This is a genomic window from Robertmurraya phoenicis, from assembly GCF_047302285.1.
Classification (GTDB): Bacteria; Bacillota; Bacilli; order Bacillales; family Cytobacillaceae; genus Robertmurraya.
In genome coordinates this window covers 3,644,898-3,663,093 of record NZ_CP154845.1, presented here as the reverse complement: position 1 = coordinate 3,663,093, position 18,196 = coordinate 3,644,898, and the positions used below count along the sequence as shown (strand labels likewise).

The window sequence follows — 18,196 nt, the reverse complement described above, 5'->3', positions numbered from 1 at the left end:
AATTCATATTTACACTTCCTCTATTATTCATTTATTTTGTATAAATTCCAAGTTTTAGATATTATCTTACAAAGGAAAGGGTAGTAAAGAGCGCTCTTTCTTTACTACCCTCAAATCAATTAAGTTCGAAATCTATTTATTAAAGTATTTAATTCTTCGGCTAATTTTGCAAGTTCATCCGAGCTTGACGCAACTTCTTCCATCGAACTGCTTGTTTGCTGTGCAGAAGCTGAAGTTTGTTCAACACTTGCTGCAGATTCCTGAGAAATAGAAGCAATCTCTTCAATAGATGTATTCATCTCAACGCTTGTAGATTTGATCATTGTTAAATTATCTCGAACGGTTTGAGCATTTGTAACCATTGATTTAACTGAATCACTAATTGTTTCAAATGTTTTTCCAGTTGTCGTAATTTGCTTCGTTCCTTTTTCAACTTCGGAATATCCACTTTGTAAAGAATGTACCACTTCAGATGTATCGAATTGAATGTTTTCAACAATTTCTGTAATCTCATTAACAGAATTTGCAGCCTGTTCAGCAAGTTTTCTCACTTCATCTGCTACCACAGCAAATCCTTTTCCGTGTTCTCCGGCACGAGCTGCTTCGATCGCTGCGTTAAGTGCTAACAAATTGGTTTGTTCTGCTACATCTCTTATGACAGTGACTAATTTTGAAATTTCATTCGATTGGGTGGATAATTGTTGCACCTTTGTTACCGATTCCTGAACAAGTTGATCAATATTGCTCATTTGTTCTACAGATTGTGTCATCAAATGGGAGCCATCTTCGGTTAATTGCAAAACATCATTCGAAGATTGATAAATTCTGTCTCCATTTGTATTCGCCGTATCAATACTTTCTACATAGGTCCTCATTGAATTGGAAAGGGAACTAGCATGATGTGCCTGTGATTCTGTTCCAGCAGCAATTTCCTCCATGGCCTTGGCAATTTGGTCTGTACCTACTTGCACTTCATTTGCGGACTGCGTCAGTTCTTCACTATGACCTGACAGCGATTGCGATGCAATAGAGATATTTTTAATAATATCTTTTAGTTTGCTCTGTAAGTCGTTTATGCCATTAGCAAGCATTTCCGTTTCGTCGTTTGTCGTGATATGTAATTGTTTCAGCGTTAAATCCCCATCCCCTATATGTATCATATGGTCGGTTACATGTTTGATAGGAGTAGTTAATTTATTGGCAAAAAGCCAAATGAGCAGGGTTCCGATAATGATGGTTACAGAAATAGTGATGATAATCAGTGTTAAGATCTCCATTGCTGGTTGATTAAAATCAGACATATAGGTACTTGCAACTACGATCCAATCCCAGTCTGGATATGCGGCAGAATAAGTAACTTTATCATCAATTTCATTTTCATCTTGTGGAAGTGGATATGCATAATAAGTAAATCCACCTCCATTTAACCCTTGTTCAATATAGTCCTGAGCGTATTTATGCCCATTTGAATCTTCATTGTCCCAAGCATTAGTGCCTTCGACAGATGGATGAGCCACGAGATCCCCTTTACTATCGGCTATAAACAAATAACCGTTAGTACCTAAATGGAAATTCTCATTTATAGGTCTTGTACCATCCTCTTGTATTTCTCCTAAAATAGAGACTTTCACTTGCTCTTGGGCATCCTCAAGTGAAAGACTTCCACTTTTCACTTGCTTGTTTAGTACATCCATGATTTCAAGGGTATGTTCAACACTATTCTTTAAGTTTATTTTTCCAAGTTCATCTAAACTACTACTACTTTTTTCGTAGCTAAGAAAACCCAATATGATCAATGGAATAACTAATAAAGGAATTGATACGGTTATTAACTTTCTTTTAATCGTTTTCGTGAAGAAGTTCTTAACAAAATTCATTTACATCACCTTCCTTTTTTTATGGGTATCTGGGTCTATTATACTTCTGACAATATTCAATCTAATTCAACATAATATAGGATGTTTCGACAATTTCCAATGCTTTATAACAATATTAAATATGAATTTTTCATAGGTTTTTACACCTAGGAATAATGAAGTTTTTGTTTGTTTTCATAGGTAATTGGACTTGATTAGTAGAAGGAAAGAGTATTTTTGATAATAGAAAATACACAGGTGTTAGTTCTTTGTGCCTATAAAGTGTGAATAAGGAATATGTTGATAATGAAGATTCAAACTAATAATAATGAAATGAGATTTAAGTAAAATATTCAGACCAATAAATGGGGGAATTTTGATGGATAAAGAAAAATCCTAGTATTCTATTCTCTACCTGTTTTATACTTAAAAAAGAATGATTGTACCAAACTAAGGTGGCGTTAAACAATGCAAGATTTCATCGCTTTTGATTTTGAAACGGCTAATCGGAAAAGGCATAGTATATGCTCTGTAGGAATGATCTTTGTGGAAAATGGAAAAATGACTGATTCCATCTACCAATTGATTGATCCTGAAGAGCGCTTTGATAGAATGAATATTTCCATTCATGGGATAAGTCCAGAAGATGTGATTGGAGCCCCCACATTTGATTATTTCTATGATTCTATTAAAGATAGAATTGAAAATAAAATGATGGTGGCTCATAATTTATCATTTGATGGCTATGCACTACGTGATAATTTATCCAGATATAAGGTCAAGCCTAGCTATAATCAGTTTCTTTGTACGTATCAGCTTTCAAGAAGAATCATGCCGGGATTATCGACATATAAATTGAATGCGTTATGTGATTATTTAGGGATAAATTCATTCAATCACCATCATGCTCTAGATGATGCTCAAGCATGCGCGCAAATTATGTTAAAACTTACGAATGATTACCAAATCACCAGTTTAGATGAGTTGTATGTGAAAACAAAAATTAGGCCGGGAGAGATTACTCAAAATAACTATCGCTCTTCCTTGGTTGTTAAATAAGAATTCAAGAACTTCCCTTTCGAAAAAGAGCAGTCCATAACGAAGAAACACCAAATTGATGATGAGGCTGCTCTATTTCTTTCATTTTACGTATTTCTACCACCTCAAAATCGTTAAATATTTGTCGCAACTTTTCCTCGCTAAAACCTAGCCCACCTTGTAGACTTCGTAATCGGTACACATCCCAATCAGATAGAGCAGCACCACCAAGTTCTCCACCTTCAATAAAACAGGTAAGAGCAAAATAGCCATTAGGTTTTAAAGCCGTATGAAGCAGTTGAAGATAATTCATTCTTCGATGTGGAGCAATATGATGAAAGCAACCAGAATCATAGATTAAATCATAGGATTCCTCTAATAATTAAAATTAAAAAGGAGTGAAGAGTTTTGAGCGAATGGCAAGAGCTTATTGAGGAATCGAAAAATAGATGGGAAGAGAATGCCGAGTATTGGGATGACTATATGGGAGAAGAGAGCAATCGATTCCATCGAGAATTAATTAGACCTTCCACGGAAAAATTGCTAGGCATTCAGAACGGCCAAAAGGTTTTAGATATTGCTTGCGGGAATGGTAATTTTTCAAGAAGATTAGCCGATTTGGGGGCAAAGGTCATAGCCTTTGATTATAGTTCAAAGATGATTGAACGAGCGAAAAATAGGTCCCATGAATACATAAATCAAATCAATTATAGAGTGGTAGATGCCACCGATGATGCAGCATTATTAAATCTTGGAGTCGGGGAATATGATCGCGCTGTAGCCAATATGGGGTTAATGGATATTGCTGACATCACGCCATTAATTAGCTCATTAAGCAAGTTATTAAAGGCCAATGGACATTTCGTTTTTTCAATTACACATCCTTGCTTCCAACCTCCTGAGGTGCGGAAAATCAATGAAACAGAAGATATTAATGGGGAAGTAAGAAGTCGAAATAGCATTCAAATTTCGAAGTATTTGAAACCTGAACCGTATCAAGCAATTGGCATAGCTGGACAGAACACGCCTCATTTTATGTTCCACAGACCTCTGTCTTATTATATGAATCTCTTTTTCAAACACGGTTTTGTGTTAGATGGAATCGAAGAACCGAGCTTCCAAGTCGAGGAAGAGAAAGGGGAATTTGAGTGGCTGGAGCTTCCGCCAGTGATGATTTTCCGTTTTATGAAAGAACACGCTCAGTCTAGCTTCTGAGCGTGTTCTTTCATAACCACCCCGAAAATCCATTCTTTATAAGCTTATTAATCACTGCGGCCATTTCTTTCGGTGGTGTGTCCATTCCATTATTGAGCCATTTTCGAATGACATCGATGCTTCCGCTTATGATAAAGGTACTTACATATACAGATAGGTCTGGATCAAGTGTGTGTGCTGCTTTCCAATTTTGCATGAAGGCTTGGTGGGCAAACGCGATTACTTTTTTCTGGAAGGTGGTGTCCGTATTTTCATCTAGAAGTAATTGGCAAACTTCATGCTTCGAAGTGAAGTATTCTAACAATCTCTCTATCAATTGAAGATCACCCTCGTCTTTTTCATACGTGCATTGATTAAGGTAACCTGCCATATCTTCAATGATTTCTTCCTCAATTTTATCAAGGAGGTCGAAATGATCGAGATAGTGGGTGTAAAAAGTAGAGCGATTGATATCTGCAAGCTCACAAATTTCTTTTACTGTAATAGAAGATATTGGTTTTTCTTTTAACAATTTGATCAAACTATCCTTTAAAGCCATACGTGTATATTTTTTGCGTCGATCTAATTTGGAATTCATAATCGAGATCTCCTTGAATTTTTGATTTACCCAACACAACCGTTAAATATGTTGGAAAAAATACAGATGTTGTTAAACTGATTGTTGAATAGGCAACACCATGTTTCTATAATGATATGGTGAATATAAAAATATGGCAAGAGAGGTGAGGGATGATAAATATTGCAGCACGAATCATCAAAAATAAAAAATCCGTTGCGATTACATTTATGATCCTGACCATTATTTGTACCTTTGCACTTTTTACTGTGTCGGTTAATTACGATATGAAGGATTATTTGCCGGAGGATGCCGGCTCAACAATCGCATTGGACATTATGGAGCAGGAATTTGAGGGTGGTGTTCCATCCAACCGGGTCATGGTGAAAGACGTAACGCTCCAAGAAGGGCTTACCTTTAAAGAACAGCTGTCTGCAATTGATGGTGTGTCTGATGTGACGTGGTTGGATGATGCGGTTGATATAAAGTCACCGCTCGAAATGGCGGATTCGGAAACGGTAGAAACGTACTATAAAAATGGTTCAGCATTATTTTTATTCAGTATCCGCTCAGGTGACGAAGTCCAGGTGACGCAAGCCATATATGACCTTATCGGGGAAGAAAATGCCCTTGCCGGTGAATCGGTCAATACAGCGACCCAACAAACGATGGCTGGGAAAGAGTCGATGTTTGCAGCCATGCTATTAGTTCCAATTATCATTATCATTTTGGTTGTATCGACCACTTCATGGGTTGAGCCACTGTTTTTCTTAACGGCTATCGGTGTATCGGTTCTAATTAATATGGGGACCAACTATTTTCTTGGGGAAGTTTCTTTCGTTACCCAATCAGTGGCACCCATTTTACAATTAGCTGTTTCACTGGATTATGCGATCTTCCTACTTCATAGCTTTTCAGATTATCGGAAAAAAGTAGCCGATCCACATGAAGCGATGGAGCTTGCGATGAAAAAGTCCTTTTCAGCCATAGCTGCTAGTGCGTCAACGACCTTTTTTGGGTTTATTGCACTGTCCTTTATGGAATTTGAAATTGGCTCAGACTTAGGAATTAACCTAGTCAAAGGAATTCTCTTAAGCTTTATTAGTGTTATGGTATTTTTACCAGCGCTTACGCTACTTTTCTATAAATGGATTGATAAAACACAGCATAAACCTTTACTCCCTAGCTTTAAAAAAATGGGGAATGGGGTTGTCAAAATTAGGTTGTTAAGTTTCATTTTTGTTCTTTTATTGATTGTCCCAGCCTTCTTAGGACAAAGTAAAACAAATTTTACCTATGGCATTGGGGAGCAACCGGAGTCAACTAGGACGGGTGCTGATATTGTTAAAATGAAAGAGGAGTTTGGCGAGAGTACACCGATTGTATTACTCGTTCCAAAAGGGGACGTTGCCAAAGAAGAGGAACTTGTACATGATTTAGAGAAACTCAAACATGTAACGAGTGCGCTTGCTTATGTCAATACAGTCAGTGCAGCAATTCCTCCTGAGTACTTAGATCCATCTATTACTGAACAATTTTATTCTGAGAACTATAGTCGAATCATTCTGCAAACCGAAACAAAAAATGAAGGAAAAGAAGCGTTTCAGCTAATCGAAAAAGTACAACAGGCAGCCAATGAGCACTATGAAGAAGATGTCTATCTTGTTGGGGAAAGCGTGACCTTGTATGACATCAAAACGACAGTGGAAAAGGATAATAAGTTAGTTAACCTTTTAACGATTGGAACTGTTGCTTTTGTTCTATTTGTCACATTCCGTTCGATTTCGATTCCAATAATATTGCTTCTCACGATTCAGACATCTGTATGGATAAATTTGTCGGTTCCATATTTTACAAATTCACCACTTCAGTATGTGGGATATTTATTGATCAGCATTATTCAGCTCGCAGCGACAGTCGATTATGCGATATTGCTGACAGATGCTTATAAAGAGTACAGGAAAGAAATGTCGGTTATTCAAGCGGTTCGGAAAACGATCGATGAGAAAATATTCTCGATTGGAATTTCTGCTTCAATTTTATCGAGTGTAGGGTTCATTTTATGGATCACGTCGACAAATCCAATTGTTGCTTCCATTGGGCTATTGTTAGGTCGAGGAGCATTGCTTGCGTTTATTTTAGTCGTATTTTTCTTACCTGCGATGCTGGTACTTTTTGACAAATTGATTATGAAAACCACTTGGAAAGCAAATTTTTATAAGGAGCAATGATGATGAGGAGAATAAAGAAAATTTTATTTGTCTTTGTAGCGATTCTTTTGTTGCTTCCTTCCTTTCTTGTGACGGCAGCTACAAATACAAGTAAGTCGGAAGATGATGTTTCTTCAGAGGAAGGAACTGTCTCTTCAAAGGATGAAGTTGTCTATGCAAAGCTGAGCGCTACTGGGGAAAGACAAGATATCTATGTCGTCAACATTTTGGATGTAGAAAAAGAGGGTAAAGTCGTTGACTTTGGTCGTTATTCTAATTTGAAAAATTTAACGGATTTAGCCGAGCTCGAACAGCAAAATGGTGCAGTTGAATTTACCGCTCCTAAGGGGAAATTTTACTATCAAGGAAATATTGATGAACAACCTTTACCATGGGATGTTTCCGTATCTTATCTGTTAGATGGAAAAGAGATTACCCCAGATGAGCTTGCCGGAAAAGACGGGCATGTTCAAATCAGAATTAAGACTTCTGATAACGAGGAAGTAGACCCTGTCTTTTTCCAAAACTATTTATTACAGGTTTCACTTTCATTAGATTTAGAGATTTATCGTAATATTGTGGCACCTGATGGGATGCTTGCTAATGCGGGCAAAAACAAGCAAATAACCTTTACAGTCATGCCTGAAAAAGAAGAGGACTTCCTTGTTGAAGCGGATGTTCAAGGCTTTGAACTAGAAGGCATCGATATATCAGCAGTTCCGTCATCCATGGCGATTGATTCCCCAGATATCGATGAAATGGTCGGTGATATGGAATCCTTAACAGATGCGATTGAAGAGCTTCATAATGGGGTTGGAGAGCTTGAAACAGGTGTCTCAGAATTAAATTCAGGAGTGAAAGAGCTCCGCACGGGTTCTGCAGAATATCAAGAAGGAATGAAGACGGTTGCTGCTTCATCCTCTTCATTAATTGGTGCGTCTAAGCAAATTGATGAAGCTCTTGTGACATTGAATCAATCGTTAAGTAATAATTCAGAAGAGATGGATCTCGGCGGATTGAATGAGCTTCAAGATGGACTTCTCCAAATAGCGGGAAGATTAAAAGAAACGTCAACAGGTTTAGCTACACTAAAGAAAAATTACGCTACTTCATACCAAGCTTTAGATGGTGCGATGAATGCTATTCCAGCGCATGAGATTTCCGAAGCACAAATCCAAGAGCTATATGGTAGCGGTGCTGACCCTAATGTGTTAAACCAATTAATGGAGACGTATTCTGCTGCACTTAAAGCAAAAGGTACTTATTCAGCTGTTAAAGCTGCTTTTGATGGGGTGAATTTAACATTAGAACAGGTTAGCGGGGGTCTTCTAGAGATAGCAACCCATCTTGAAACAATGGCAAAGGGAATTTCGTCTTCCCTAGAAAATAACGAAATGGCAGATTCATTCGCCTTATTACAAAAAGGAATTAGCGATCTTTCAACAAATTATAAAGAATTCCACTCTGGATTAGTCGGTTATGCAGGTGGAGTTAGTCAATTAGCAAGCTCCTACGACATGCTCGATAGTGGTATTGCTGATTTATCAACTGGAACTGGCGAATTAGAAAGTGGTGTCAGTGAGCTACACGACGGTACAGGGGAACTGAAAGATGCGACAAGCGATATTCCTGAGCAAATGAAGGAAGAAGTCGATCAAATGATGGCTGAGTACGATAAGTCTGACTTTAAACCAGTATCCTTCGTGTCAGCGGAAAATGAAAACATCAATTCTGTCCAATTTGTTTTAAAAACGGAAAGCATTAAATACGAGGAACCAGAAGAGGTTGAAGAAGTAGAAGAAGAACCACAAGGATTCTGGGCTCGTTTGATGGAACTTTTTAAGTGATGATGTAGATTTAAATTCAAAAGCACTATCTAAAAGTCTTAATTCAATATAGCAAATGCAAGTGGAGATAAATGAATTCTTCTTCTCCACTTGCATTTTTTGATCTTCGGCCATTTAGTGAGAAATCCGCAATAAACCTCAAAAAGTCCGCAATTAAGTTTAAAAGACCCGCAATTATTCATCAAAGACCCGCAATAAACCTCGAAAGACCCGCAATAAATTCGAAAACACCCGCAATCGAGCAAGGGACTCGGATAAAACTGATAATTGGAAAGTGATTTGTACGTCAAGTTCCAGTGCTTCCACGCTAAATCTCCACAATCGACGTGGAAAACACCCATAATTCCATGTCAAACACCATAGTTGTACTTATCTATGGCTTCTTTCTCGACAGCAAAATATAATTTTAATTGAAATGCTGATAAAGATTTCCCATTTCAATGGCTCCAACTGCTGCTTCATAGCCTTTGTTGCCCGCTTTTGTGCCGGCTCTTTCGATCGCTTGTTCAATCGTATCTGTAGTAAGGACACCAAAGATAATCGGAGTACCACTTTGCATTCCCGTAGCGGCGACACCTTTTGCGACTTCACTGCTGACATATTCAAAATGAGGTGTTGCTCCTCTAATGACTGTTCCAAGGGTGATAATCGCATCAAAGTTTCCTTGGTCAACTAACTTTTTTGCAGCAAGGGGGATTTCGAAGGCACCAGGTACCCACATGACGGTAATGTCTTCATCCTTAACACCATGTCTTATTAATCCATCCTCGGCTCCAGCCAGTAATTTACTCGTAATAAATTCGTTGAAACGAGATACAACAATTCCAATTTTTAACCCAGTACCCACTAAATTTCCTTCAAGTATTTTTGCCATGATCGAATCACTCCTATAAAAATCAATATTGTGTTCTTCAAGTTATTCAATTGATAGTAAATGTCCAAGCTTTTTCTGCTTCGTTTTTAAGTATTGTATATTCTCTTTTTTTGCTGGCATTTGCAGGGGAACACGTTCCACGACTTCTAACCCATAACCAGCTAACCCAGCAATTTTGCGTGGATTATTCGTTAATAAGCGTAGCTTTCGAACACCGAGATTTCTCAAGATTTGAGCTCCGATTCCATAATCTCGTAAATCAGCTTGGAATCCTAATCTCTCATTCGCTTCAACCGTATCGTAACCTTGTTCTTGGAGTTTGTAAGCCTTCAACTTATTCATTAGTCCAATGCCTCTTCCTTCTTGTCTCATATAAAGAAGGATTCCACGGCCTTCCGTCTCAATTTGGGTAAGGGCAGCCTGGAGCTGTGGACCACAATCACATCGATTAGACCCGAATACATCTCCCGTTAAACATTCTGAATGAACTCTTAATAGAATGGGCTCATCTTCACAAATTTTGCCTTTTACAAGTGCAACATGCTCCTTGTAATCTGTTTTACTCGTAAATCCAATCGCTTCAAAGTCCCCAAATTCTGTTGGAAGCTGAATAGCGACTTCTCGTTCAATTAATGAATCATGCTCAAGTCGATAAGCAATTAAATCTTTTATCGTAATCATTTTTAAATCAAATTTCTCAGCTATCTTTTGTAATTCATCTACCCGAGCCATCGTTCCGTCATCTTTCATAATTTCACAGATCACACCGGCCTGCTTAGAACCTGCTAATCTAGCTAAATCTATCGCTGCCTCTGTGTGCCCAGCTCGACGCAACACTCCACCGTCTTTGGCGATGAGGGGAAAAATATGTCCGGGTCTTCTAAAATCATTCGGTTCAGAATGATCAGCTATCATTTTTTGAACAGTCAATGCTCGTTCATAGGCACTAATCCCTGTTGTCGTTTCCACATGATCAATGCTTACGGTAAAGGCCGTTTCATGATTATCTGTGTTTTTTTCAACCATTGGATGCAGCTCAAGTTTCTCTGCCATTGTTACGGAGAGAGGGACACATATAAGACCTCGCCCCTCTTTCGCCATAAAATTGATCATCTTCGGTGTTGCAAATTCTGCTAATCCGAGTAAATCTCCTTCATTTTCTCGATCTTCATCATCACAAACGATAACCATTTTTCCAGTCTTTAAATCCTCTAATGCTTCTGCAATTGTATGAAACATGTGTAAACCTCCTTTCTAAATAAAACCGTTTTCCGTTAAAAAATCCATTGAAATAGATTTGTCATCTTTTGATTGGATAAAGGAGAACAAATACTTCCCGATCAGATCGAATTCGATATTGACCTCTTCACCGACTCGTTTTAAACCAAGGACACTTTCCTTTGCAGTATGGGGGATGATCGAAACCGTTACTCTAGTATTGTCGTTCCCAAATATCGTTAACGATGTGCCATCAAGGGCAATTGAGCCTTTGGATAAAACAAGGTGATGGAATTCCTCAGGAAAAGTGATGTCGATATAGATGGCGTTTTCCTTTTGCTCACGCTTTACGATTTTTCCGATTGCATCTACATGACCGGTAACAAAATGACCTCCGAAACGTCCATTTGCAAGAAGTGCACGTTCAAGGTTAACGGGTGATCCTTGTTTAAGCTTTGATAAAGATGTGTCTTTAAAAGTTTCAGGCATGACATCAACCAGAAAGGAGGATTCATTAAAATTGGTTACGGTTAAACAAACGCCGTTAACAGCAATGCTATCGCCAAGTTTTAAACCTTCCAGCACCTTATTACTTTGTATCGTAAGAACGAGTGTCCTTCCTTTAGGTTGAATGTTTTGGATCGTCCCTAATTCTTCTACGATTCCAGTAAACATAATTTGTTCTCCTCCTTGTTAAGAGGTTTTGCAGTAATTTTTAGATCTGGTCCAAGCTGTTCTACTCCTGTGAATTCGAGGCTTTTACCATCCTTAACAAATTCAAAACCAAGTCCACCTACGAAAGGGATCGCATTTTTACCACCAATGATTTTTGGAGCAATATAGGCAATGATTTGTTGAAATGCATTTTCTGTGATAAAAGAAGCGTGTATTTCTGATCCGCCCTCTACTAAAACAGACATAAGTTTTCGTTCACCTAATTTCTTCAAAACCTCTTTCACTTTAATGTGAGGCTTGTCTTGGACGATAATGGTGATACCGAGCGCTTCAAGCTCTTTTTTGCGATCGATATTGAAGCGATTTCCTGTAAAAATGATCGTCTCTGTTGAGCGATCTTGGATAACGTTTGCTGACGTCGGCATTTTTAATTCCGAGTCTAAAACAATTCGAATGGGATTTTTTCCACCTTGGGGTCGTCTAGTGGTTAAAAGAGGGTTATCTTGTAGGATCGTGTTAATTCCTACTAAAATTCCGTCATGCTCGTGACGTAGATTATGGACATCTTGACGTGATTCAAGAGAAGTAATCCATTTACTATCACCAGTTTTTGCTGCTGTTTTTCCATCAAATGAAATGCCTGCTTTTATCGTTACAAATGGAGTGTTTGTTTGGATAAAGTGAAAAAATTTCTCGTTTAGTTGTAGAGCTTCTTTTTTACATAGACCTACTTCGACCTCAATTCCAGCATGAACAAGCTTTTCCAGTCCTTTGCCTGCAACAAGTGGATTAGGGTCTAGCGTTGCGATAAATACTTTCTTAATCCCTGTTTGGATGATCAAATCAGCACAAGGTGGTGTTTTCCCATGGTGGCTACAAGGTTCAAGGGTAACATACAAGATGGCTCCCTTGGCATCCTCTCCTGCAGCTAAAATCGCATGAACTTCTGCATGGGACGTACCAGCTTGTAAATGTGCACCTGTTCCTACTAATCTTCCATCCTTCACCAACACAGCACCAACGCTCGGATTGGGACTCGTTTGACCCAATGTAGCACGAGCCAATGAAAGAGCTATGTTCATATATTCACAATCATTCATTACGGATAATAAATGGCTCCTTTCTATTTTAAAAATTCTCCATTAAAACGAAAAACTCCCTTACTAACAGTAGTAAGGGAGAAAAAAAGCAACACAAATAAACGTCAAAAACAGCATTTTTTGAACAATTATCTATTCCTTCTCCCATCCAGACTTTTACTGTCGGCTTTGGAATTTCACCAAATCCACCGTTTTCAAATTAATGAACCCGGGTCACGGACTAAGAGGCTATGCCTCATCACCGCCGGTTGGGAATTGCACCCGACCCCGAAGGAAATCCTATTCAATTAAAAAAAGCATAACAGACTGAAGATTGGACAACAAGTATTTTTAATTGTCAACTTATTGAACATTTTCTAGAATTTTTTATAAAAAACATAACTAACCTTATCATAGTCCATCTTTTCTTCATAAAAACGGTGGGCGTCCAGTCGTTGTAATCCTGAAGAAAGGGAAACGACACCATACCCATTGTCCTTCGCCCATTGATGTACATGGTTGAGTAGGAGTTCGCCGTATCCTTTGGAACGATGATTAGAATTAGTAACCAAATCGCATACCCAAATGAATTTCCCATTATAAAGGGTAATCGTCGGCATAAATCCAGTAACCGCTACGATTGTTTCATTTTCTAGAAGGGCGAACATTTTATAGTCTTCTTTTTCTTTCGCCACACCAACAAGTTGAAGATAAGCCTCTTCGTCTAAATGGGTTCGAAGTTGTTTCATAACTGGAAAAGCTTCCTTCCAATCTTGCACGGTTTGTAATTCTTTTATTGAAATGTTCATTTCTCTCATCTCCCTAGTGATTCTAATTTTATTTAATCATAGAAGGTGATTGCATCATACCATTTATCTGTTTCATACTAGCAACATTCCTTCGTTTATTTGTGCAGGGGTTCATGTTATGATAAGTTGTAGAATTTGTGTTCGTATTTTGAGGAGTTGTAATCAACATGGTAAAAGCAGTAAAAAGCATTGGACCTCAGCCTTTTTTGAAATGGGCTGGTGGGAAGCGCCAATTGCTTCCGGAGATTAGAAAATATATCCCAGAAGAAATGGGTACTTACTTTGAACCTTTTATTGGAGCGGGTGCCGTACTTTTAGATTTACAGCCGAAGAAGGCTGTTTTTAATGATATAAATATTGAACTTGTGAATGTCTATCAAGTTGTTATGAACGATGTAGATGCCTTAATTGAGGAATTAAAAAAGCATGAGAATGGGAATGATAGCGACTATTTTTATGAAATCCGTCATTTAGATAGAAGTAAAGAAGACTATGCGAAGCTTTCACCAGTGGAAAAAGCCGCTAGAATGATCTATTTGAATAAGACGTGCTTTAACGGCTTATATCGAGTAAACAGTAAAGGGCAATTTAACGTTCCTTTTGGAAAATATAAAAATCCGCAAATTGTGAATGAACCAGTGCTTCGAGCTGTGCATCACTATTTAAGCACAAGTGAGATTACGATCTTAAACACTGATTTTGAAAAGGTGGTAGAGTCGGCAAAAGAGGGAGACTTTGTTTATTTCGATCCGCCTTATGATCCAGTATCAGACACCTCTTCTTTTACGAGTTATAGCTTAGATGGATTCAAGCGGGAAGACCAACTAAGATTGAGGGACCTATGTGTTGAGCTTAATAAGAAGGGTTGCAAGTTTATGTTAAGTAATTCAGCGACCGATTTTATTAAAGATATCTATCAGGAGTTCTATATTGAAATTGTATCAGCGACGAGAAGCATCAACTCTGTGGCATCGAAACGGGGAAAAATTGATGAAGTGTTGGTGATGAATTATGAGCCAAACGAAAACAGATAAAGCTTGGGAGATCTTATTTGAACGACACGATATTCTTCTAAAGGTTCAACAGGATGGTTTTTTTGAAATTCAGGCAAAAGAAATTAAAGAGGTTAGAGAGCCAAGATTGATGGCAAAGTTTGATCATTTTAGCCACCTGCCAAAATTGTTTAAAGAACATGGTTTATCTATTTTGCCGATCTCTCGCTCCAGCTATGTCATTGGTGAGTTTAATGTTTATGAAAAAGTAAGCTATAATTCAAGGTTAAAACCTATTCAAGTTGATTTTCCAAGTGTGATTACAACAATAGATCCTACGAATCTTTACTCAGAAAGTTCGGCTCTTCATTGTGCCCATGTGACAGGAATGATGGAAATGGTCCTTGGCGAGTCGTCCTATCAAACGATTTCGGGAAGAATGTCATCGAAGGAATTTGATTTTAACATTCAAACGAGAGAGGGAATGGAACGCTTTATACAAATAAAAAACTCCCAAATAGAAATTGATGGCGGCTATGAAAGCGAAAATCAATTTATGATTGTGGAAGCGAAGAATGAAACGGTTGATGATTTTTTGGTAAGGCAGCTTTATTATCCCTATCGTTTATGGCAGGAAAAAACTCATAAGAAAGTAATCCCTGTGTTTTTTACCTATTCGAATGATATTTTTAGTTTTTTTGTCTATGAGTTTGCCGATCCGAAACGGTACAATTCGTTGAGGCTAGTGATGCAGAAGGATTTTATTATCGCTCATGAAAGAATCGAGCTGAATGATATTATCGAAGTGTTTCGTTCTGTTCAAACCGTCCCTGAACCAGAGATTCCATTTCCACAGGCAGACTCCTTTACAAGAGTCGTCGATTTGCTAGGCTTGTTAGTAGAAAATGATTTAAGTAAGAACCAGATTACCTTGAATTATGCTTTTGACGAAAGGCAAACGAGCTATTATACAAGAGCTGGAATGTACCTTGATTTAATAGAAACCTACAAAGATGAGAATAAGCAAGTGATGTTTCGACTGACTCGAGCTGGTAGAGATATTATGAGGCTCAAAACAAAGGACAAATTTTTAAGACTGACTAAAACGATTCTTGCTCACGAGCCTTTTACACAAGTATTAGCTGAGTATTTCGACAGAGGTGCTCTTCCTAAGAAGACTCGAGTCGTAGAAATGATGAAAAATTGCCATTTATATAATGTACAAAAGGATAGTACGTATTTCAGAAGAGCATCCACTGTTATGGGTTGGATTAATTGGATATTAGAATTACCAGAAACATATTAAATTGAAATTTGAATTATTAATAATATCAAAATAATCCATCTTTATGCGATAATAAAGATGGATTATTTTTTTTGAATTATTTTGCTTGTACCAGTTTTAATAAGAAAGGACTGATTTCTATTTGAGTGTTCTTATTTCCAAATTAAAAGAAGTGTTATACGCAGTTCTCCCAATTACCTCCATCGTTTTGATTCTGAATTTTACGTTAGCGCCCCTTGATAGCTCAACATTACTCATACGATTTGTGATAGGAGCTATCTTAATTATTCTCGGATTATCCATTTTTTTATTTGGCGTCGACATTGGGATTACGCCGATTGGTCAATTAATGGGGAAATCAATTGCCAAAACAAATAAGATTTGGATTGTCGTAATATCCGGTTTGTTACTCGGTTTCTTTATTTCCATTGCTGAACCAGATCTACATATTCTCGCTGGACAAGTAGATTTTGTAACATCAGGTCTTATCACTAAGATGAGTATCGTCATCATTGTCTCGATTGGTATTGGTGCACTCATTGCGACAGGCCTTGCACGTATTGTTTTTAATTTCCCCTTATATAAATTACTAACCATTTTATATGGAATCATCTTAGTTTTATCTTTTTTTACGACCCCAGAATTTTTAGCAATTTCCTTTGATTCATCTGGAGCGACAACCGGTGCATTAACGGTTCCGTTCATATTAGCACTAGCTCTTGGGGTATCTATGATGAAAAAGGATAGTAAAGCATCTGAAAAGGATAGCTTTGGACTTGTAGCAATTGCTTCAACAGGGGCCATCATTTCTGTAATGATCATGAATATTATTTCTAAATCAGATAAAATATCTGGTAGTCTAGAACTGCACGATGAGCAAACCGTTTCGATTATTGGTCCTTTTTTGCATGAATTCCCGATCATTGTTCAAGAGATTATTATTGCTCTCCTTCCGATGCTCATTCTCTTTCTCCTATTTCAGAAGTTCTCTTTTAAAATGTCAAGGAGAGAGGTTAGAAGAATTGTTATTGGATTAGTTTTTACCTTTATCGGTCTTGTGCTATTTTTAATAGGGGTGAATGCAGGTTTTATGGATGTAGGAAGAGCGATTGGTCAGTCTATTGCCTCTTTGGATCATAAAGCATATCTTGTTATTGTAGCCTTCGTTCTAGGGCTCGTGACGATTTTGGCGGAACCAGCTGTCCATGTTTTAACACATCAAATTGAGGATGTCACGAGTGGGTATGTGAGAAGAAACGTTGTACTATTCTCCCTTTGTATTGGGGTGGGAATTGCTGTTGCGTTATCAATTTTACGAATTCTTATTCCTGAGCTTCAATTATGGCATTATCTCCTTCCAGGTTATATTTTGGCAATTGGAATGACTTATTTTGTTCCTAAACTTTTTGTCGGGATTGCCTTTGATTCTGGAGGTGTGGCATCGGGACCAATGACGGCCACTTTCATACTCGCATTTGTGCAAGGTGCCGCTGAAGCGATTGAGGGAGCTAATGTCCTTGTAGACGGATTTGGGATGATTGCGATGGTCGCGTTAACGCCATTAATTACTTTACAAATTGTCGGATTCATTTTTAAATTAAAATCAAAGAAGAGAGAAGTGGTGAAAAATGTCCAGTAGTTCTGAAATCAATACCTTTGAACAAGTTTGCATAATTGTTGATTTTGGGAAAGGCAGTAAAATTATGCAAACTGCGAAGAAACACGGTATTTCAGGTGGTACTGTTTTATTAGGAAAAGGGACGATAAAAAACCGCCTCTTGGAAATGTTAGCAATAAATGACGTAAGAAAAGAGATTGTGATTCTTGGTGTCTGCCAAAAATACTGTAAATCAAGCGATTGAACAGTTGGCTAATAAATTCAAATTCACAAAGCCGAATCATGGGATAGCTTTTACAACTTCTGTCGGTCGTGTAATTGGAGCAAGTAGTTGTAAGAGTGAGGATTTAAATGAAGGTGGAGGTGTAGAAAACGCTATGTATCATGCGATTACGGTCATTGTGGAAAAAGGGAATGCTGGGGACGTGATTGATGCAGCAACGGAAGCAGGCTCTAAAGGTGGTACGATCATCAATGCAAGAGGTTCGGGTATCCATGAAACGAGTAAATTATTTTCTATGGATATTGAGCCTGAGAAAGAAATGGTTTTGATTTTATCGAAAATAGATAGTACTGAGAAAATTGTTTCTTCGATTCGAAAGAAACTCAAAATAGATGAGCCTGGAAATGGAATTATTTTTATCCAGGATGTCAATCGAACATACGGTTTATATGAATAAGAGGAGGCGGCCACTTAAGTGGTTGCCTCGTTTTATTTTTAATTGTCCAGCAATTTATAAATTCCCTCGACTTAATGTTCGTATAAACGGTAGGAGTATCGGTATGAAAAAATAACAGGAAAAATTCCGCTTAATGAGCAAGCATCATGAAAAAGAGCCGAAATAACAGGAGAAATTCCTGCTATTCTCTCAAAAAATGCTAAAATAAACGATTTTGCTCTCCATAAGCGGAAAATCTTCCGTT

General features: G+C 37.8%; 16 protein-coding genes, 1 pseudogene and 1 riboswitch. Of the genes and pseudogenes, 9 read left to right on the top strand and 8 right to left on the bottom strand.

From position 1 onward, the window contains the following. Positions 1–119: 119 nt before the first annotated feature. Positions 120–1,877 carry a methyl-accepting chemotaxis protein gene (locus AA0X71_RS18300; protein WP_413356735.1) on the bottom strand — a complete coding sequence of 586 codons (1,758 nt, stop codon included), beginning with the start codon at positions 1,875–1,877 and terminating at the stop codon, positions 120–122. A 447-nt stretch (positions 1,878–2,324) separates the two neighbouring features. On the opposite strand from AA0X71_RS18300, the gene AA0X71_RS18295 reads away from it, so the two are divergent. Then, the gene (locus AA0X71_RS18295; RefSeq protein WP_413356734.1) at positions 2,325–2,915 is read left to right on the top strand and encodes a 3'-5' exonuclease; all 591 of its coding nucleotides are present in this window, start codon (positions 2,325–2,327) and stop codon (positions 2,913–2,915) included. A gap of 4 nt (positions 2,916–2,919) precedes the next feature. Here the strand turns inward: AA0X71_RS18295 and AA0X71_RS18290 are convergent. After that, a pseudogene (locus tag AA0X71_RS18290) lies at positions 2,920–3,270 on the bottom strand (SAM-dependent methyltransferase); the annotation flags it as partial. Between the two features lie 32 nt (positions 3,271–3,302). Here AA0X71_RS18290 and AA0X71_RS18285 point away from each other — a divergent pair. Beyond that, positions 3,303–4,109 (top strand): class I SAM-dependent methyltransferase, encoded by an 807-nt coding sequence (locus tag AA0X71_RS18285; protein ID WP_413356733.1) that lies wholly within the window; start codon positions 3,303–3,305, stop codon positions 4,107–4,109. A 10-nt stretch (positions 4,110–4,119) separates the two neighbouring features. Here AA0X71_RS18285 and AA0X71_RS18280 read toward each other — a convergent pair whose 3' ends face one another. Continuing rightward, the gene (locus tag AA0X71_RS18280; protein ID WP_413356732.1) at positions 4,120–4,686 is read right to left on the bottom strand and encodes a TetR-like C-terminal domain-containing protein; all 567 of its coding nucleotides are present in this window, start codon (positions 4,684–4,686) and stop codon (positions 4,120–4,122) included. Between the two features lie 152 nt (positions 4,687–4,838). On the opposite strand from AA0X71_RS18280, the gene AA0X71_RS18275 reads away from it, so the two are divergent. Together AA0X71_RS18275 and AA0X71_RS18270 are read left to right on the top strand one after the other, a co-directional pair. Continuing rightward, complete coding sequence (locus AA0X71_RS18275) at positions 4,839–6,896, top strand: efflux RND transporter permease subunit (RefSeq protein ID WP_413356731.1); 2,058 nt, start codon at positions 4,839–4,841, stop codon at positions 6,894–6,896. 2 nt (positions 6,897–6,898) lie between these two features. After that, positions 6,899–8,722, top strand: coding sequence for a YhgE/Pip domain-containing protein (locus AA0X71_RS18270; protein WP_413356730.1), 1,824 nt, complete (start codon positions 6,899–6,901; stop codon positions 8,720–8,722). Between the two features lie 406 nt (positions 8,723–9,128). On the opposite strand, the gene ribE (AA0X71_RS18265) is transcribed toward AA0X71_RS18270, so the two are convergent. The 5 genes from ribE (AA0X71_RS18265) to AA0X71_RS18245 form a co-directional block, all read right to left on the bottom strand. Beyond that, positions 9,129–9,596: a 6,7-dimethyl-8-ribityllumazine synthase gene (gene ribE / locus AA0X71_RS18265; RefSeq protein ID WP_413356729.1), complete on the bottom strand. Its 468-nt coding sequence runs from the start codon at positions 9,594–9,596 to the stop codon at positions 9,129–9,131. A 42-nt stretch (positions 9,597–9,638) separates the two neighbouring features. Continuing rightward, positions 9,639–10,835 (bottom strand): bifunctional 3,4-dihydroxy-2-butanone-4-phosphate synthase/GTP cyclohydrolase II, encoded by a 1,197-nt coding sequence (locus AA0X71_RS18260; protein ID WP_413356728.1) that lies wholly within the window; start codon positions 10,833–10,835, stop codon positions 9,639–9,641. 15 nt (positions 10,836–10,850) lie between these two features. Beyond that, positions 10,851–11,489 carry a riboflavin synthase gene (gene ribE, locus AA0X71_RS18255; protein ID WP_413356727.1) on the bottom strand — a complete coding sequence of 213 codons (639 nt, stop codon included), beginning with the start codon at positions 11,487–11,489 and terminating at the stop codon, positions 10,851–10,853. Continuing rightward, positions 11,471–12,589, bottom strand: a complete 1,119-nt coding sequence (gene ribD / locus AA0X71_RS18250; protein WP_413356726.1) for a bifunctional diaminohydroxyphosphoribosylaminopyrimidine deaminase/5-amino-6-(5-phosphoribosylamino)uracil reductase RibD — start codon at positions 12,587–12,589, stop codon at positions 11,471–11,473. Before ribD ends, ribE (AA0X71_RS18255) begins: the two co-directional genes overlap by 19 nt. Positions 12,590–12,721: 132 nt before the next feature. Beyond that, positions 12,722–12,868: riboswitch (FMN riboswitch) on the bottom strand. Between the two features lie 77 nt (positions 12,869–12,945). Further along, positions 12,946–13,377 carry a GNAT family N-acetyltransferase gene (locus AA0X71_RS18245; protein ID WP_413356725.1) on the bottom strand — a complete coding sequence of 144 codons (432 nt, stop codon included), beginning with the start codon at positions 13,375–13,377 and terminating at the stop codon, positions 12,946–12,948. 167 nt (positions 13,378–13,544) lie between these two features. Between AA0X71_RS18245 and AA0X71_RS18240 the strand changes: the two genes are divergently transcribed. The 5 genes from AA0X71_RS18240 (at position 13,545) to AA0X71_RS18220 (ending at position 17,952) form a co-directional block, all read left to right on the top strand. Next, a complete protein-coding gene (locus AA0X71_RS18240) occupies positions 13,545–14,411 on the top strand; it encodes a DNA adenine methylase (protein WP_413356724.1) in 867 nt (288 codons plus the stop codon). After that, the gene (locus tag AA0X71_RS18235; RefSeq protein ID WP_413356723.1) at positions 14,389–15,675 is read left to right on the top strand and encodes a type II restriction enzyme; all 1,287 of its coding nucleotides are present in this window, start codon (positions 14,389–14,391) and stop codon (positions 15,673–15,675) included. The genes AA0X71_RS18240 and AA0X71_RS18235 overlap by 23 nt, the downstream gene beginning before the upstream one ends. A gap of 121 nt (positions 15,676–15,796) precedes the next feature. Next, the gene (locus AA0X71_RS18230) at positions 15,797–17,293 is read left to right on the top strand and encodes a DUF1538 domain-containing protein (RefSeq protein ID WP_413356722.1); all 1,497 of its coding nucleotides are present in this window, start codon (positions 15,797–15,799) and stop codon (positions 17,291–17,293) included. Continuing rightward, positions 17,283–17,516 carry a hypothetical protein gene (locus AA0X71_RS18225; RefSeq protein WP_413356721.1) on the top strand — a complete coding sequence of 78 codons (234 nt, stop codon included), beginning with the start codon at positions 17,283–17,285 and terminating at the stop codon, positions 17,514–17,516. The genes AA0X71_RS18230 and AA0X71_RS18225 overlap by 11 nt, the downstream gene beginning before the upstream one ends. Further along, positions 17,482–17,952, top strand: a complete 471-nt coding sequence (locus tag AA0X71_RS18220; protein WP_413362667.1) for a P-II family nitrogen regulator — start codon at positions 17,482–17,484, stop codon at positions 17,950–17,952. Before AA0X71_RS18225 ends, AA0X71_RS18220 begins: the two co-directional genes overlap by 35 nt. Positions 17,953–18,196 lie beyond the last annotated feature (244 nt).

Bases quoted from the DNA above. Each gene is read 5' to 3' on its own strand.
- AA0X71_RS18300 (WP_413356735.1), bottom strand. From the start codon at position 1,877: ATGAATTTTGTTAAGAACTTCTTCACGAAAACGATTAAAAGAAAGTTA.
- AA0X71_RS18295 (WP_413356734.1), top strand. From the start codon at position 2,325: ATGCAAGATTTCATCGCTTTTGATTTTGAAACGGCTAATCGGAAAAGG.
- AA0X71_RS18280 (WP_413356732.1), bottom strand. From the start codon at position 4,686: ATGAATTCCAAATTAGATCGACGCAAAAAATATACACGTATGGCTTTA.
- AA0X71_RS18275 (WP_413356731.1), top strand. From the start codon at position 4,839: ATGATAAATATTGCAGCACGAATCATCAAAAATAAAAAATCCGTTGCG.
- AA0X71_RS18270 (WP_413356730.1), top strand. From the start codon at position 6,899: ATGAGGAGAATAAAGAAAATTTTATTTGTCTTTGTAGCGATTCTTTTG.
- ribE (WP_413356729.1), bottom strand. From the start codon at position 9,596: ATGGCAAAAATACTTGAAGGAAATTTAGTGGGTACTGGGTTAAAAATT.
- AA0X71_RS18260 (WP_413356728.1), bottom strand. From the start codon at position 10,835: ATGTTTCATACAATTGCAGAAGCATTAGAGGATTTAAAGACTGGAAAA.
- ribE (WP_413356727.1), bottom strand. From the start codon at position 11,489: ATGTTTACTGGAATCGTAGAAGAATTAGGGACGATCCAAAACATTCAA.
- ribD (WP_413356726.1), bottom strand. From the start codon at position 12,589: ATGAATGATTGTGAATATATGAACATAGCTCTTTCATTGGCTCGTGCT.
- AA0X71_RS18245 (WP_413356725.1), bottom strand. From the start codon at position 13,377: ATGAACATTTCAATAAAAGAATTACAAACCGTGCAAGATTGGAAGGAA.
- AA0X71_RS18240 (WP_413356724.1), top strand. From the start codon at position 13,545: ATGGTAAAAGCAGTAAAAAGCATTGGACCTCAGCCTTTTTTGAAATGG.
- AA0X71_RS18235 (WP_413356723.1), top strand. From the start codon at position 14,389: ATGAGCCAAACGAAAACAGATAAAGCTTGGGAGATCTTATTTGAACGA.
- AA0X71_RS18225 (WP_413356721.1), top strand. From the start codon at position 17,283: ATGTCCAGTAGTTCTGAAATCAATACCTTTGAACAAGTTTGCATAATT.